Genomic DNA, 13,859 nt, shown 5'->3' with positions numbered 1-13,859 from the left:
AAGTACTCCTTGTTAAAGTTGGCTGGCCACTTATTTTACCTTAATCTGCAAGGATTCCTTCGCTCGTATGCGCAAACCTCTCGGCAAATCGCTACAATTTGGGCAACTTTGACAATAAATCATGAAAAAAACGGCCGATCCCTCTGAACCATTACGCGTTGCCGTTGACCGTTTGCGGCCTGGCATGTACGTACATCTTGAGCTGAAATGGCTGGATCATCCATTTTCTTTCAACAGTTTTAAAATTCGCGACCAGAAGCAACTCGACACCCTGTTGTCACTAGGGCTGAGGGATGTGATCTATGTACCGGAAAAAAGCGACGTGGCGCCGCTTCCTCCCAAAGAGTCCCCCGTTCCGATGGCCGAATCATCTCCCATGCTTGAGGTGGACCAGTTAGCCCTGGCCGATAAAAAGCGCCGCATCGCTCGCGTCAGCAAGGAGCGCGAGGCGATCCAGCGCTGCGAGAAGAAATTTGTCGGAGTTATCAGTAGCGTCAAGAATCTCATGCGCAACCTGATGGCACGTCCCGAGGAGTCTATCCAGGCCGCCGATGTTCTGATCAAGGAAATGGTCGAATCCCTTCTGGCTGACCGCAATATCGCCGTGCATCTGATGAATGACAAAATTGCCGGGGAGGATGTGTACTACCATTCCCTAAACGTCGCAGTACTAGCGATGATGTTGGGTCGTGAAGCCGGCTTGCCGCCAGAAGAAGTCAGCCTTCTGGGAATGGGGGCTCTGTTTCACGATGTGGGAAAAAGCCGCATACCCGATAAGGTCCTGTTAAAGACGGAGCCGTTGAATCATGCTGAACGGGCGCTGTATCGTCTCCATTGCCATATGGGGGAAGAGATAGCGAAGCAATTGGGGCTTGCGCCAAGAGCCATCGACATCATCGTCCAGCATCACGAAACCATGAACGGCAAAGGTTATCCCCAAGGCTTGCAAGGCGGAAAAATTTCGCGCCTGGCCCGAATTGTCGCCATCGTCAATGCTTATGATAATTATTGCAACCGCACCAATCCCAACGATTCTCTGACGCCCCACGAAGCCTTGGCCCTTATGTATTCCCGCGAGCGCGAATTGTATGACAGCAAATTGCTGAAGCTTTTTATCAAATGCATGGGGGTTTACCCGCCCGGCAGTATCGTCCAGCTTTCCAATGAGGCCGTGGGCATGGTTGTTTCGATCAATGCCAAGCAGGCTTTGAGCCCGAGTGTGTTGATTTACGACCCAACCGTGCCGAAGGAAGAAGCCATTATTTATGACCTGACCGAGGACCCGGATATCACTATCGTCGAATCTATCAGGCCTAATTTGCTGCTGCGTGAGATATACGACTACCTCAGTCCGCGCAAGCGGATGACGTACTATTTTGATGAGCGCACCGACGGAGCCAAGGCAAATCGCTAAGAAGTGCGCTATAAGACTTGACTAAATGCGTCGTTCTGGGATTAAATGGCGGCCTTCGCGAGGCCTCATGCAGTGGCAATTAATGAGGGCTCGAAGATGGCCAAGTAGCTCAGTCGGTAGAGCAGAGGATTGAAAATCCTTGTGTCGGTGGTTCGATTCCGCCCTTGGCCACCAAAATTTAACGCCCAACTCTTCTCGGTTGGGCGTTTCCATTTCTACTTCCCGCAAACCACGCGGGGATTGCGCCCATTCTGCGTGTGCCGGGGGTGGGCACGGTCTGGGCCACAGGGCTGCCGGTTCGACTCTCTTCTGCCCTCTGTTCTCTCAAAATCTCCACCAACCCTTTCGCCGTGGCACGCGCACATTGCCTTCTGCGGCAAGGAATTATGCGTGCGTCGGCTTTTCGGGTTTGACTGCTGGCTTGGATGACCAGCCCATTACGGAGGCTGCCACCGGTACCGAGCGGATCACTTCGGCACGTGGAAAACGAGCACTGTCACGATCAACTCGCGGTTGGTATCGCCATTTGCATGGAACACGTAGCGGAATCCACTCTCGTGAGGCCAGTTCACCGTTCGCTTGAAGTTGCCGTGTGCCTTGGCACTTGCATCAACGCCTGTACGTACCGTTGCCATTTCCGTACCGCGATTGAACACCAGGATTACTGTCTTGCCGTCCCGCCATGTGGCGTAGCTCAAGAGTTGGTCGATCGCCTCTCCAAAGGCCTTCGGACCCTTCCAGAATTTGCACTCGGCAATAAAAACATTGCGTTCGCCCTCACGCAGCAGGATGTCGGTCTTACCCGACATATTGAACGTCTCGCCCGTGGCCTTGCCCTCAAATTGGCCGTTGAGTTGAACGAGAAAGTGCTGCCGCAACGCTTCTTCATCCATTGTCTTAAAGGCATCAGGGCTGCGTTCCATAACGAGCGTCATGTCTTGCATGATCTTGAGCGCCTGCTCGTACTGCTCCATCGCCCAGGTCGGCTCTGGGGTGAAAGGCGCAGCACTCGCAGGGGGAAGCGCAGGAATCGCCCTTTTGCGCGCTGTTGGTATTGCGTATGTCTTAGGGGCGTCATCGCGTCGCTTGACTGGGATGCCGAGAGACGCCGCCCGCTGGGATTGGGCCAACAGTCGATCTCGACGTTGCTGGATCGCTTGCTCGGCGATGACGGACAGCCCGTTGTTGTGCGTGTCAATCATCGGGCGTTGCCATCCGAGGTATTGCTCAATATCTGCCAACGTGCGATCGATCAACGGTCTGACATCACGCGGTGCGTCGGCAGGCGAGTCGTAGCGAAGTACTAGCTCGTTCTTCTCGATAATCGCGCGCGGTGGATTTGAAGTCGAGGTATTGGGCTGAGCGTAGAACAACTCTGCCTCGCCCTCGAAGGGCACGCGCACCACGACACGCTCTCCGGGTACCATGCACGGGCGACTCTTGTCGTCGATCCATCGGCTGGAGTCATAGCGAACATCGACCTGTGTTTCGTGATGATCGGCGTACCATTGATCGCGTAAAAGGCTGATCGGCTCCACACGGTACTTTGCCGCCAGATAGTTTTTTAGATCGTCGGGTGCTGTGTTCAGCAACCTGTCGGGTTGAAGGCTTTCGATCTCCCGGCATATTTCGTCAGCTGTGTTGCGTAGCGATTGGCTGAGATCGTGGGTGCAGAAAAGCAGGCCTTTGCTTTTATCGATACCTCTTCCGAACATTATTTCTTCCTCTGTTTGTTGTCACGAGTGACTGGAGTGTGATGCACAAGGCATCCAGTACAAGCCTTGGCGCCGGTTGGACTCCACGAGTGCTCGATAGGCGTGGAGTGGCCCCTCGTACTCCGGCTTCCCCTTGTTCGCGGTTTTCACCTTGAACAGATCGTTTGGCTTGTCGCTGTCCTGCCCAGCTTTCAGCATAACGCGCTCGCCATCGACCTTGACGCCCTTGAACGACCAGAGGGCACTGAAGATGGTGGCTTGACCTTCCGTGCACCGAATCGGTCCGTGGGGCCAGTCATCCAAGGTCACCCACCTGAAGTCTGCTGAGAACGGCCCATGGATGGGCGTCCAGGGATCGGCTGAGACCATTGGTTCGGTGGCTGTCCCGGGGTGGATGAAAGCAATCCCTCCACCGTAGAACGTGAAACGTTCCTCCAGCGCCAGCCACTCCACGCCAATCCCGAATGGTGATCCACGCGTGGTGCGTGGCCTTGGTGAAATCACACGGATGTTGCCACCGGCCACCCGCACCCGATCCAACAGCGCGGGTTCTTGCAGCACGCGCGTCAGATCCCGGGCCAGCAGGACGGGCGACTGGCGGGCATCACCAAGCCGCCACACACCATCGCCCAGATCATCAATGCCGTCGCGACTCTCGATCCCCAGCGCGAGGCGCATCTTCTGGCGTAGCCAATCCTCGTCCAGGGCCAGTGCCGTGACATCGTCGGTTTCGACGGTGACCGGCCCGCACTCCGGGCAACGGCACATGCGCCCGCCATGACCATCACCCCAAACCTGCGCCCGATGCTGCTGGCAATGTGGGCAGAGCACGAACTGCGGATCGAGCGTCGTCGGTTTGATCGCCTTGCCGAGGATAGGCAGTGCGGCCGCCTCACGCGGCGACAACGTTGCGCGCAGCACCGGTGTGCCGCCGGCGAACAACCGGCAGACCAGGGCCCAGGCATCGTGCCCCGTCATCGATCAATCCTCCAGCACCGGCGACGAATTCATCACATCCGTTTCCGGAGGCGGCTCCTGCACGCTCAAGGTTTGGCCCTTCTGCAAGATGCCCACCGCGACCAGATAGCCCTCAAGTTGCGCTTGCATCTTGGCGTCGAACTTATGCAGATTCAGACGCCCCTTGCTGGTCACTTCGATGGTGACCACCTTGGGACGCGTCCTTCCTGGTTCGGGCGGGTAGTACAGATTGACCTGTGCTGCCGTTACTGCCCACTGGCCTTCCAGCGGGCCGGGCAGCTTTTCCTTCAACAGTTCATGTACGGAGCGTTGCTGGCTGGATTGCATCGCAGTGCAGTCGATCTTCAGCGCGCTGTCCGGACTGAGGAGTGTGAGTGCCTTGAGCTGTACCATCGAGAACCCATCATCGAACGCTTCCGGTACCTCGAAGCCGGTGCGCAGCATCGACAAATCCAGGGTCGGCGACTTGATCCGGTGCGCGTTCGCTTTGACGCCCAGCACATGCTCGGCGAAGGCCTCGACCAGCATCTGCTGGTATTTCGCGCCGCCGCGCACCAGAGTCCGCACCACGCCGGTGGACTTGGCGTACTCCAGCACCATGTGGATATTGGGATTGCCGACGCGGCGCTTCAGGGTCGAGCCCTCGAACTCCAACCTCAGCATGGCCATGTCCTTGATGTGGACGGACAGCAGGAACACGCCTGGACTGCGCTCGACCAAGTGCGCCTCGCTGCCGTCGCCACATTGCAGTTCGCGCTTGTAGAAGGCCGAGATTGCCTGGCGCAGCGCAACCAGCGCGCTGTCCGCCGTATTCGGCTGACGTTTCAGGCCCAAGTCGTATTGCTGGGTCTGAGGCCCGTGGTTTTCCCAAAAGCTGAAGTCATAGGCACGGTCAAACAATGCCGGATGGTGGACGTAGAGCCAGAACGAGCGATGAATGTCGCTCTGGCACAGCGCCAGCCCCGCCAGTGCGGCACCGTCTGCCACAACCGCCTCGAACATTGCCTGCTTGCCCGCCGCATCGCCTAGCTGGACGCTGGCCAGGAGGTTGGCAGTCATCCGGTCGCGGGCGTCGGTGTCGGGCCAGATTTTGACCGCCTCGACCAAGGACTGACTGGTCTCTGGTGTATCGTCCCATGTAAAGCCATCAGGCACTGGCAGGCCGTGGGAGGTCAGGAAGTCGCGTAGCGTGTTGTCCACCGGCAGCTCGAGCATCACGTCGACAAAGGTCTTCTTCATCTTGTTCGTCCTTTCTGGATCGGCGTCGGAGGTCTGCGACCGATGTTCGGAATGCACTGGCCAGCGACATGGTTACTGAACACGTATCTCATACAAGTAAAGCTACGAGATACAAACGCGATTCTGAACCGCAGATTTCCGCTTGTCAATCAAAGGAGCACATCTAGACCTTTCATGTATCACGTGGCTATACTATCGGCCTTACTTTCATTTACTGACTGTCTTTCCATTAGAGGAGCATCGCCATGGCTTCGGCGTTAGGAGTACGCCTGCGGCGGTTGCGCGAGGCAAAGAAATTGACTCTGCAGCAGGTCGCCGACGCGGTCGGATGTACCAAGGCGTACATCTGGGAACTGGAAATGAAGGACGGCCAACGCCCGTCCGCCGAACGGGTTCAGGCACTGGCCAAGCTGCTGGGCGTGACGATGGAGGACATCATGGGGGAGCCAATCCAGGAGGTTCCCGAAGCCAGCCTTGAGGATGTAGCCTTCTTCCGCGAGTACGCCGGGATGACGGAGGACGAGAAGAAGCACTACCAAGACGTTCTCAAGATGATGTTTTCGCGCAAGAGCGGAGACTGAGGATTGAGCGCAGCACAAGCCCTGACGGGTTCCATTGCCTCCAGCCATGTCATCAAGTGGCTGCGGGCCTGGTACAGCGAAGGCATGCCCGACGCCATCGATTTGGAAATCGTCCGGCAGATGCTGCCGTCCACACCCTACGGTACGGGCGTCCGGGAGATCAAGTCGCCAGTGGAAATCAATGGCGACGCCTTCGAAGGGATGCTGGCACGCGATCCTGACGACCACGCTGTATGGGGCATTGCCTACAACGGCAAGGCTCGGCGTGAGCGTCAACGCTTCACCATTGCTCATGAACTGGGCCACTTCATCTTGCATCGCAGTCACCAGCAGAGTTTCAACTGCGACAGCCAGAGCGTTCACACCGGCATCGATGGCCTTCGCCAAATTGAGCGCGAAGCCGACGAGTTCGCCGGCAACCTGCTGATGCCTGGCGATCTGCTGCGCGAGTGGATATCGAATCAGCGCATTGATCTACATGTCCTCAGTGCGATCGCCAAGCGCTTCCAGGTCTCGTTCGAGGCGTTGTGCATCCGCTTTATCAAGTTCACCAAGCAGCGTGCGATCCTCGTCTATTGGGACAATGGCTTCGTGAAGTACGAATGGCGCAGCAACAGTGCCGTCAGGACGCGGGCGCGCATCCGGCGCAACGGCGATCCACAGGAACCATTGCCGGGCACGTTGGCAGCTGATACCAGCATCGAGCACGAATGGGATGGTATCGAGATGTCAGCCGCGATCTGGTGCCCAGAAGAGGCGGCCCACATGAAGCTGTGGGAGTTCAAGCACAGCTATGGCGCACGTGATCGAATCCTCACGCTGCTCCTGCTCGAAAATGCTGAGCCGCGATCATGGGACCGGTCGTGGCAAGACGAGGAAAGTTTCGACAGCTTTGATCAGTTCGTCTCGAACGGTCAGTTGCCGGTGCGCTGAACCCAGATCTGTCGCCGAAGAGTCCTTACCATGACAACGAATTCACAGCGATTGAGGGATGCTCTGGAGGAAACCCTTCGGCTCCAAAATCCAGAGAGCGACGAGTACAAGCAGTGGTTGCAAGGCCCCCGAAGCTCGCCGCTGCCGCCTTCCATTCCGGCAGAAGGTAGCAACTTCTATCCGACCACTGATCGCGCACTTGTCTGCGTAACGGAAATCATCGACAACATCCGCGCTAACGATACCGTCCTTGCTCGAACACTCAGCCGAGATGAAATGTTCAAGCGGGCGACGAGCGCACTCGGGGCAAACCTTCCATCACTTGTTGAGGTCGTCAATGACGATGAGAGATGGAAACAGTACCGAGAAGCCCTCACCACTGCGTTCACCGGTCTTCCGACCTCTCAAAGCGTTTATGTGCCGGTGTGGCTATTTGTCCGTCAAGAGTATGGGACTTTCTCTGTCGGGCCAGTTGAATTCGTGGATCGCTCGGGCTGGCTGGATAAAGTGGAACACCTTCGGGGAAGCCGTCCGGCATGGCGATCTGGTGTTGAAGCAACTTGGGGGCTCGGCGGCAACGATGGCGGCGGCGTAGATGGTGACAGCGATCCGCGCATCAAGTTGGCAATCCAGACGGTGACGCGCTTCGCGGCAGTGGAACAACGGATTGCATGTGTCGCCATCTCAGGATTCGATGATCGAGAGGCAAAGCGTCGAGCACTGCTCGCAACCAGAATTGCTATCGATGGCATACGGCTCCTCATTCCTGGCGGCAATAAGAAAAGGATATTCACATCAGCCGACCACGGTCCGCCTCGCGCCATTGAGCGACTACGGCAGACAGTCGGGCACGACCTGACCTCTGATTCAGGAACGGAAATGCCTGGCGTTGGAGGAAAACCTGGCACAGCTCAGGAACTGATCGACACTTCCACGGATTTACGAATAGCAGCGGGAAACTGCATCACGGTCATCATCAGCCCGACGCCCGTACAGGAAAACCTGCCAGAGCTGTCTCAGCGATGGAGCAATGCTATTCATTGGTATGGTCGGGCATGCGTCTCCGATGCGGACTTCGTCGCGCTGCCGATGTTCGGTTTCACACTGGACACCTTGTGCGGCGGCAAGGAAGAGGCCGGGATTCGAGATCTGGCTTGCGCGCTCTTCGAGAAGAAGCCAGACGATTCCGTTCGGGTGGATGGATTGACGCTCAAGGCCGCCGTGCGGAAGGTCTACGAATGGAGATCGAAGATTGCTCATGGTTCCTTGCTGGCAGTCGATCTCATTCTTGAATCGGAACGGGTCTTCGCCGAAAGTATCGCCAACGCGATGCTTTATCAGTACGTGATGAGTTTGGAGCAGTACCGATCAAGCGCGTCCCCCGTGGATACGGGCGAGGAATTCTTGAAGTGGATCCAGAAGAACCCGCCGTCGACTTGGTCTCCGGCAGCAATCACGGCCTGAATCAGTTACCTTCCTGCTTTCCGCGCACGCCCGCTAAATCACGTTACGCGAAGTGCCTTCGGTTCATAGCATGAGCAGCGTTACCTCATGGAACGCTTGCCATCATGTACGACATCGAACTCATCGCTATCGACCGGGGGACCCCAAGCCCCCGACACGCGCACCAAGAAATCGCCGACTTGCTCTCTGCAGCACTGCTGCGACTGCGCGCCAGAAATTCAGCTTCAGACGATCCAGATAAATCTGGTCGTAGAGAGCCGGTTTGCCTTGGCTTCTCCCACCCACAGCGCGTGAATGCGAACCCCAATCAGCAAGAAGGAGTTCGCCCATGACGACACACGCACCCCTGCCCGATACAGCAACGGTCTCGGCTCGAATCGCTCAACTTCCCCTGCTGCCCATGGATAGCCTCTGGGCATTGTGGGACGAGCATTTCGATCAGCGACCGAATCATCATCACCGTACCTGGCTGGAGAGCCGACTGGCTTACAAGCTCCAGGAGCGGGCTTTCGGCGGTTTCAAGGTATCGGTACGGCGCAAACTGGAGAGCATTGGCGAGACCGGAGTGCTACCCAAGAATCTTCAGCGCGAAGCTGATCGTCTCCTGCCGGGCACCATCCTGACGCGCATCTATGATGATGTCGAACACCATGTTCTGGTGCGCGGCGTGCGCGACTTTGAATACCGGGGGCAGCGTTTCACGAGCCTGACGGCGGTGGCCAAGGTGATTACCGGATGCCCATGGTCAGGCCCGCTATTTTTTGGACTCAAGACACGCAGCAAGCAGGAGGCAGCATGAGAGCGAACCGCACCATGGCGACGCCTTCGCAGCCTATCGTCCCCAAAAAACGCTGCGCCATCTATACGCGCAAATCCACCGACGAGGGACTGGACCAGGAATACAACAGCCTGGAAGCGCAGCGGGATGCCGGCTTGGCATTTGTCGCCAGCCAGCGCCACGAGGGCTGGGTTGCCGTTGGCGATGGCTACGACGACGGAGGCTACTCCGGTGGCAATTTGGATCGTCCCGGGCTCAAACGTCTCATGGCCGATATCGAGGCCGGTGAGGTCGATATCGTCGTGGTCTACAAAATCGATCGCTTAACCCGGGCCTTGTCGGATTTCGCCAAACTGGTCGACGTGTTCGATCGCAACGGGGTGTCGTTCGTTTCCGTCACCCAGCAGTTCAATACCACCACCTCCATGGGGCGGCTCACACTCAACATCCTGCTGTCTTTCGCGCAGTTCGAGCGCGAGGTCACCGGCGAGCGCATCCGCGACAAGATTGCCGCGAGCAAGGCCAAAGGCATGTGGATGGGCGGTATGCCACCTCTTGGGTACGACGTTGTCGAGCGCAAACTTGTCGTCAATGCCGCCGAGGCCGAACTGGTGCGCGGCATCTTCTGCCGATATGCCGAGCATGGTTCGGCGGCGCAGCTTGTGCGCGAACTTGCCATCGAGGGCCACACCACGAAGTCCTGGATCACGCAGGGTGGTCTGCATCGCCCTGGTCGCACGATCGATCAGCAATACTTGTTCGCCATGCTGCGCAACCGCATCTACCTTGGCGAGATGGTGCACAAGGGCGAGAGTTATCGAGGGCAACACCAAGCCATCGTTTCTCAGGAACTTTGGAATGCCGCCCACGCCTTCATCGAACGGCGGAAGCAGGGCCCGCGTGAGCACCGCACCGAACACCCGGCACTGCTGGCGGGTCTGCTGTTTGCGCCCGATGGGCAGCGCATGATCCACCATTTCACCAAGAAGAAAAACGGACGCCTCTATCGCTATTACGTGCCCTATCTGCACAAGCGGCGAAATGCCGGAGCCACGCTGCAACCGGGGGCTACGGATGTCGGTGCGCTGCCCGCCGCAGAGATCGAGGCTGCTGTTCTGGAACAGATCCATCTGGTCCTGCGCTCACCAGAGATTTTGGTTGCCACGTGGCGTGCTTGCCAGAGGCATGCTGCGGGCGCCGATCTCGATGAGGCGCATGTGGTGATTGCCATGCAACGCATCGGCGCAGTGTGGGAACAACTCTTTCCGATCGAGCAGCAGCGCATCACCCAACTGCTGATTGAGCGCATCCAACTGCACGGGCAAGGACTGGACATTCTTTGGCGCGAGGATGGTTGGCTCGGCCTGGAGGCTGACATTGCCGCACACCCATTGGTCGAGGAGATGAAGGGATCCACGGAGGAGGCGTTCGCATGAGGCAACCAAGCAAACCAGCCATGAAGGCCGACAATCCACGGCTGAGGATGGTTCGTATCGACATCGGCGGCGATGCCCGCAACTACACCACTGGCCAACAGCGGGTGACGGTGGTGCCGCTCACCATCCGCCGCAAGCAGAATCGCAAGGTCATGATTCCGCCGACCGGTGATGACTCGGTGCTGGGTGCCGGTGGCCACGATCTGCCGATGATCAGGATGTTGGGCAAAGCTTTCTACTGGCAGCGATTGCTCGATGAGGGGCGCTATCCCACCGCGAATGACTTGGCCCGATCGTTGAAGCTCGAGCCGGGTTGGGTGGCGGAAGTTTTGCGCTTGACCACGCTGGCACCGGACATCATCGAGTCCGTCCTTGACGGCCGCCAGCCACGTGACCTGAATCTTCACACCTTGCGTGGCCGCCGTGACCAACTGCCACGTGATTGGGGCGAGCAACGCAAAGCGCTGGGGTTCGCGAACTGAACCACTGATGCCGAGACACCTGCCTCGACGGCGAGCCCTGCGCTCGCCGTTTTTGCTTCTGTGCCCCGGGCAATGGCGAACCAGAAGTTTCCTCGTGGTTCGCCATTCCGTCCCTCTTATGTTCGCCACCGAAATTTTCCAATGACATCTCTTCCTCAACAACGTCATTGGAGGTTTATATGCCGACACCGGCAAGCAACATCCCTCGGTCGTCCCACCCGGCGATCACTAGCCTGGCACCTGGCGACCGCCGGGTCCTGAACGAAAACGAGCTCGCACAGCGTTGGGGTGTCAGCCCCAAAACTTTGCAGCGCTGGCGCAGCGAAGGTCGCGGACCTCGCTACCTCAAGTTGTCGAAGCGAGTCAGCTATCCCCTCGAAGCCGTCATCGACTTCGAATATAGCGCCCTGCACGACTCGACCTCCGAGCGCGTGGCGAAGTGATGGGGCCGACATGATGACTTCTCACACTTCACCCGTCGACATCGAACAGGCCATGCCGTTGGCTGAAATGAGCATTGCTCAGATCGCCGCGCTGCCGCCGGCACAACTGCAAGAGGCACATACCAATTTGCTGACCCTGCAGTCCTTGGTCAAGGGCGTGCTCGATCGCTTCCATGCTGCGCTCGACCAGCGTTATGCCGAGCAGGCCGTGGCAGTCAGGCAGGCATCCGGCAAGGACTTCGGCGTCTGCCATCTCTCCGATGGCCCTCTGCGCATCACGGTCGACGTGCCCAAGAAGGTCGTTTGGGATCAGCCGCAACTGGCCGAAATCGCCCAGCGCATCGCCGCTGCCGGCGACAAGGTCAGCGACTACATCGACACCGACTACTCGATTTCCGAGACCCGCTTTAACGCGTGGCCAACGACCCTCAAGGAGACGTTCGCCAAGGCCCGCACCGTCAAACCCGGCAAGACCAGCTACCGAATTGCCTTAGTCCAGGAGGATCACGAATGAAAACCGCAACCCTGCATCAATCCCTGCAAGCCAAGCTCGGCGCTTATACCGGCGAACACCTGACCGCCGCGATCCGTTATCAGGACCGCTACGGCAACCTGGTGGAGAAGCCCCTGCTCGACGCCACCCTGGATGAAGTGGCCTTCGCCATCCAGACCCTCAATGCCGAGAGCGCGAGCATCCACCGCCGCCGCAGTGCGCTCGACAGCCTCTACACCCTGGCCCGTGAGAATGGCTGCCTAGGCTCGGACACGGTGGGCGTGATCGCGGTGGAGGTGACGAAATGAACCAGATCGTCGCCTTCGACTTCGAGTCGCATGATGTGCGTGTTGTCATTGGTCAGGACGGCGAGCCGAGGTTCGTCGCCGCCGACCTGCTGTCCACTCTGAGTCTTGATCGCAAGGCGCTTGAGCGCCTGGACGACGACGAGAAGGGTGTGAGTTCAATTCACACCCCTGGTGGGCAGCAGGAGATGACCGTGGTCAACGAGTCCGGCCTCTTCAACCTGGTGCTCGGTAGCCGTAAGCCCGAAGCCAAGCGCTTCAAGCGCTGGGTGACCCACGAGGTGCTGCCCTCGATCCGCAAAACTGGTTCCTATGCCGTGCCCGGCTCCGTGGCTGCACTACCGGCGCCCACCCAGGACCGCGTCACCGCCATCCTGATGATCGGCGAGGCGGTGGCCAAGGTGCCCGGCGTCAAGCAGGGCATCGCCATGGCGGCAACGCTCACCTGCATCCAGGAGAACACAGGTCTGTCGGTGGAGACCATGCGCCGTGCATTGCCTGCCTGCAACGATCCACTGGCGGCAGTGAACCCGACAAAGCTCGGTGAGCAAATCGGTCTGTCGGCCAGGGCGGTCAACCTCAGGCTGTCGGCTCTGGGTTTCCAGAGTCGCAACGACCGCGATGAGTGGGAACTGACCGATGCCGGCCAGGCATGGGGCGAAGCCTTGCCGTACTCCCGCAACGGGCACTCCGGCTACCAGATCCTCTGGCGGCCTGAAGTCGCCGATCTGCTCAAGGAGGCCGCGTAATGTCTCTACCCATCATTTCAGCCGACGAACGAATGCGCGAGCGGCATAGCGCCAAGGTCGGCCTGGTTGGTTTTCCCGGCGTCGGCAAGACCACCCAACTCAAGACCCTGCCGGCCGATTCCACACTGTTCGTTGATCTCGAGGCTGGTGATCTCTCGGTGCGCGACTGGCCGGGTGACACCGTGCGGCCGCGCACTTGGCAAGAGTTCCGCGATCTTGTGGTGTTCCTCGCCGGCCCCATGCCGACCGCCACCGCTGAACAGGCGTTTTCGCAGGCTCACTTCGAGCATGTCTGCGCCCGGTATGGCGACCCGGCACAACTGGCGAAATACGACACCTACTTCGTCGACAGCCTGACCGTGCTCTCGCGCTTGTGCTTCGCCTGGTGCAAGACCCAGCCGCAGGCCTTCAGCGAGAAGAACGGCAAACCGGATAGTCGTGGCGCTTACGGCCTGCTGGGCCAGGAAATGATCACGGCGCTCACGCACCTGCAACACGTCCGGGACAAGCACGTCATCTACGTCGCCATCCTTGAGGAGAAGACCGATGACTTCAACCGGCGCTACTACCAGCTGCAGCTGGAAGGCAGCAAGACCGCGCTGGAGTTACCGGGTGTCCTTGATGAGGTCGTGACCCTGGCCATTCTCAAGGCCGACGACGGCACGACCTACCGGGGGTTTGTCACCCGAGCCGACAACACCTTCGGCTACCCGAGCAAGGACCGTAGTGGCCGCCTCGACGCTATCGAGGAGCCGGATCTCGGCAAGCTCATCCAGAAATGTCTCGGCACCCAGAGTAACTGAGGCCGCAGACCAATCCATCGCATTGACCCAATTCAAGGAGAAACAC

The 13,859-nt window shown here is 58.7% G+C and carries 16 protein-coding genes and 1 tRNA gene; 14 read left to right on the top strand and 3 right to left on the bottom strand.

All coding sequences use genetic code 11. The features are described from left to right. Positions 1 to 121: 121 nt before the first annotated feature. Together SKTS_RS16190 and SKTS_RS16185 are read left to right on the top strand one after the other, a co-directional pair. Complete coding sequence (locus SKTS_RS16190; protein WP_173067406.1) at positions 122 to 1,414, top strand: HD-GYP domain-containing protein; 1,293 nt, start codon at positions 122 to 124, stop codon at positions 1,412 to 1,414. Between the two features lie 98 nt (positions 1,415 to 1,512). Beyond that, positions 1,513 to 1,588 (top strand) — tRNA-Phe (locus tag SKTS_RS16185). Positions 1,589 to 1,881: 293 nt separating this feature from the next. Here SKTS_RS16185 and SKTS_RS16180 read toward each other — a convergent pair. The 3 genes from SKTS_RS16180 to SKTS_RS16170 are packed head-to-tail and all read right to left on the bottom strand — an operon-like array spanning position 1,882 to position 5,346. Next, positions 1,882 to 3,129 (bottom strand): hypothetical protein, encoded by a 1,248-nt coding sequence (locus tag SKTS_RS16180; RefSeq protein WP_173067403.1) that lies wholly within the window; start codon positions 3,127 to 3,129, stop codon positions 1,882 to 1,884. A 21-nt stretch (positions 3,130 to 3,150) separates the two neighbouring features. Then, positions 3,151 to 4,107: a hypothetical protein gene (locus tag SKTS_RS16175; protein WP_173067400.1), complete on the bottom strand. Its 957-nt coding sequence runs from the start codon at positions 4,105 to 4,107 to the stop codon at positions 3,151 to 3,153. 3 nt (positions 4,108 to 4,110) lie between these two features. Next, the gene (locus SKTS_RS16170) at positions 4,111 to 5,346 is read right to left on the bottom strand and encodes a hypothetical protein (protein WP_173067397.1); all 1,236 of its coding nucleotides are present in this window, start codon (positions 5,344 to 5,346) and stop codon (positions 4,111 to 4,113) included. A gap of 245 nt (positions 5,347 to 5,591) precedes the next feature. Here SKTS_RS16170 and SKTS_RS16165 point away from each other — a divergent pair, with 245 nt between their 5' ends. From SKTS_RS16165 to SKTS_RS16110, 12 genes are all read left to right on the top strand, one after another. After that, positions 5,592 to 5,927 (top strand): helix-turn-helix domain-containing protein, encoded by a 336-nt coding sequence (locus tag SKTS_RS16165; RefSeq protein WP_173067394.1) that lies wholly within the window; start codon positions 5,592 to 5,594, stop codon positions 5,925 to 5,927. A 3-nt stretch (positions 5,928 to 5,930) separates the two neighbouring features. Further along, a complete protein-coding gene (locus SKTS_RS16160; RefSeq protein ID WP_198420381.1) occupies positions 5,931 to 6,860 on the top strand; it encodes an ImmA/IrrE family metallo-endopeptidase in 930 nt (309 codons plus the stop codon). A gap of 30 nt (positions 6,861 to 6,890) precedes the next feature. Continuing rightward, positions 6,891 to 8,324 (top strand): hypothetical protein, encoded by a 1,434-nt coding sequence (locus SKTS_RS16155; protein WP_173067391.1) that lies wholly within the window; start codon positions 6,891 to 6,893, stop codon positions 8,322 to 8,324. A 104-nt stretch (positions 8,325 to 8,428) separates the two neighbouring features. After that, positions 8,429 to 8,656, top strand: a complete 228-nt coding sequence (locus SKTS_RS16150) for a hypothetical protein (protein WP_173067388.1) — start codon at positions 8,429 to 8,431, stop codon at positions 8,654 to 8,656. Further along, a complete protein-coding gene (locus SKTS_RS16145) occupies positions 8,653 to 9,123 on the top strand; it encodes a DUF2924 domain-containing protein (RefSeq protein WP_173067385.1) in 471 nt (156 codons plus the stop codon). Before SKTS_RS16150 ends, SKTS_RS16145 begins: the two co-directional genes overlap by 4 nt. After that, positions 9,120 to 10,538: a recombinase family protein gene (locus SKTS_RS16140; RefSeq protein WP_173067382.1), complete on the top strand. Its 1,419-nt coding sequence runs from the start codon at positions 9,120 to 9,122 to the stop codon at positions 10,536 to 10,538. Before SKTS_RS16145 ends, SKTS_RS16140 begins: the two co-directional genes overlap by 4 nt. Before the next feature lie 20 nt (positions 10,539 to 10,558). Beyond that, complete coding sequence (locus tag SKTS_RS16135) at positions 10,559 to 11,020, top strand: hypothetical protein (protein ID WP_173067379.1); 462 nt, start codon at positions 10,559 to 10,561, stop codon at positions 11,018 to 11,020. Between the two features lie 179 nt (positions 11,021 to 11,199). Further along, a complete protein-coding gene (locus tag SKTS_RS16130; RefSeq protein ID WP_173067376.1) occupies positions 11,200 to 11,463 on the top strand; it encodes a helix-turn-helix transcriptional regulator in 264 nt (87 codons plus the stop codon). A gap of 10 nt (positions 11,464 to 11,473) precedes the next feature. Beyond that, positions 11,474 to 11,977 carry a hypothetical protein gene (locus SKTS_RS16125; RefSeq protein ID WP_244617373.1) on the top strand — a complete coding sequence of 168 codons (504 nt, stop codon included), beginning with the start codon at positions 11,474 to 11,476 and terminating at the stop codon, positions 11,975 to 11,977. After that, positions 11,974 to 12,264: a hypothetical protein gene (locus tag SKTS_RS16120; RefSeq protein WP_173067373.1), complete on the top strand. Its 291-nt coding sequence runs from the start codon at positions 11,974 to 11,976 to the stop codon at positions 12,262 to 12,264. Before SKTS_RS16125 ends, SKTS_RS16120 begins: the two co-directional genes overlap by 4 nt. Positions 12,265 to 12,299: 35 nt before the next feature. Then, positions 12,300 to 13,010, top strand: a complete 711-nt coding sequence (locus SKTS_RS16115; RefSeq protein WP_244617372.1) for a BRO-N domain-containing protein — start codon at positions 12,300 to 12,302, stop codon at positions 13,008 to 13,010. Beyond that, complete coding sequence (locus SKTS_RS16110; protein WP_173067367.1) at positions 13,010 to 13,813, top strand: ATP-binding protein; 804 nt, start codon at positions 13,010 to 13,012, stop codon at positions 13,811 to 13,813. Before SKTS_RS16115 ends, SKTS_RS16110 begins: the two co-directional genes overlap by 1 nt. Positions 13,814 to 13,859: the final 46 nt, after the last annotated feature.

This window comes from Sulfurimicrobium lacus, from assembly GCF_011764585.1.
Taxonomy (GTDB): Bacteria; Pseudomonadota; Gammaproteobacteria; order Burkholderiales; family Sulfuricellaceae; genus Sulfurimicrobium; species Sulfurimicrobium lacus.
The sequence above is the reverse complement of the archived record's forward strand: the minus strand, read 5'-3'. Positions and strand labels throughout refer to the sequence as shown.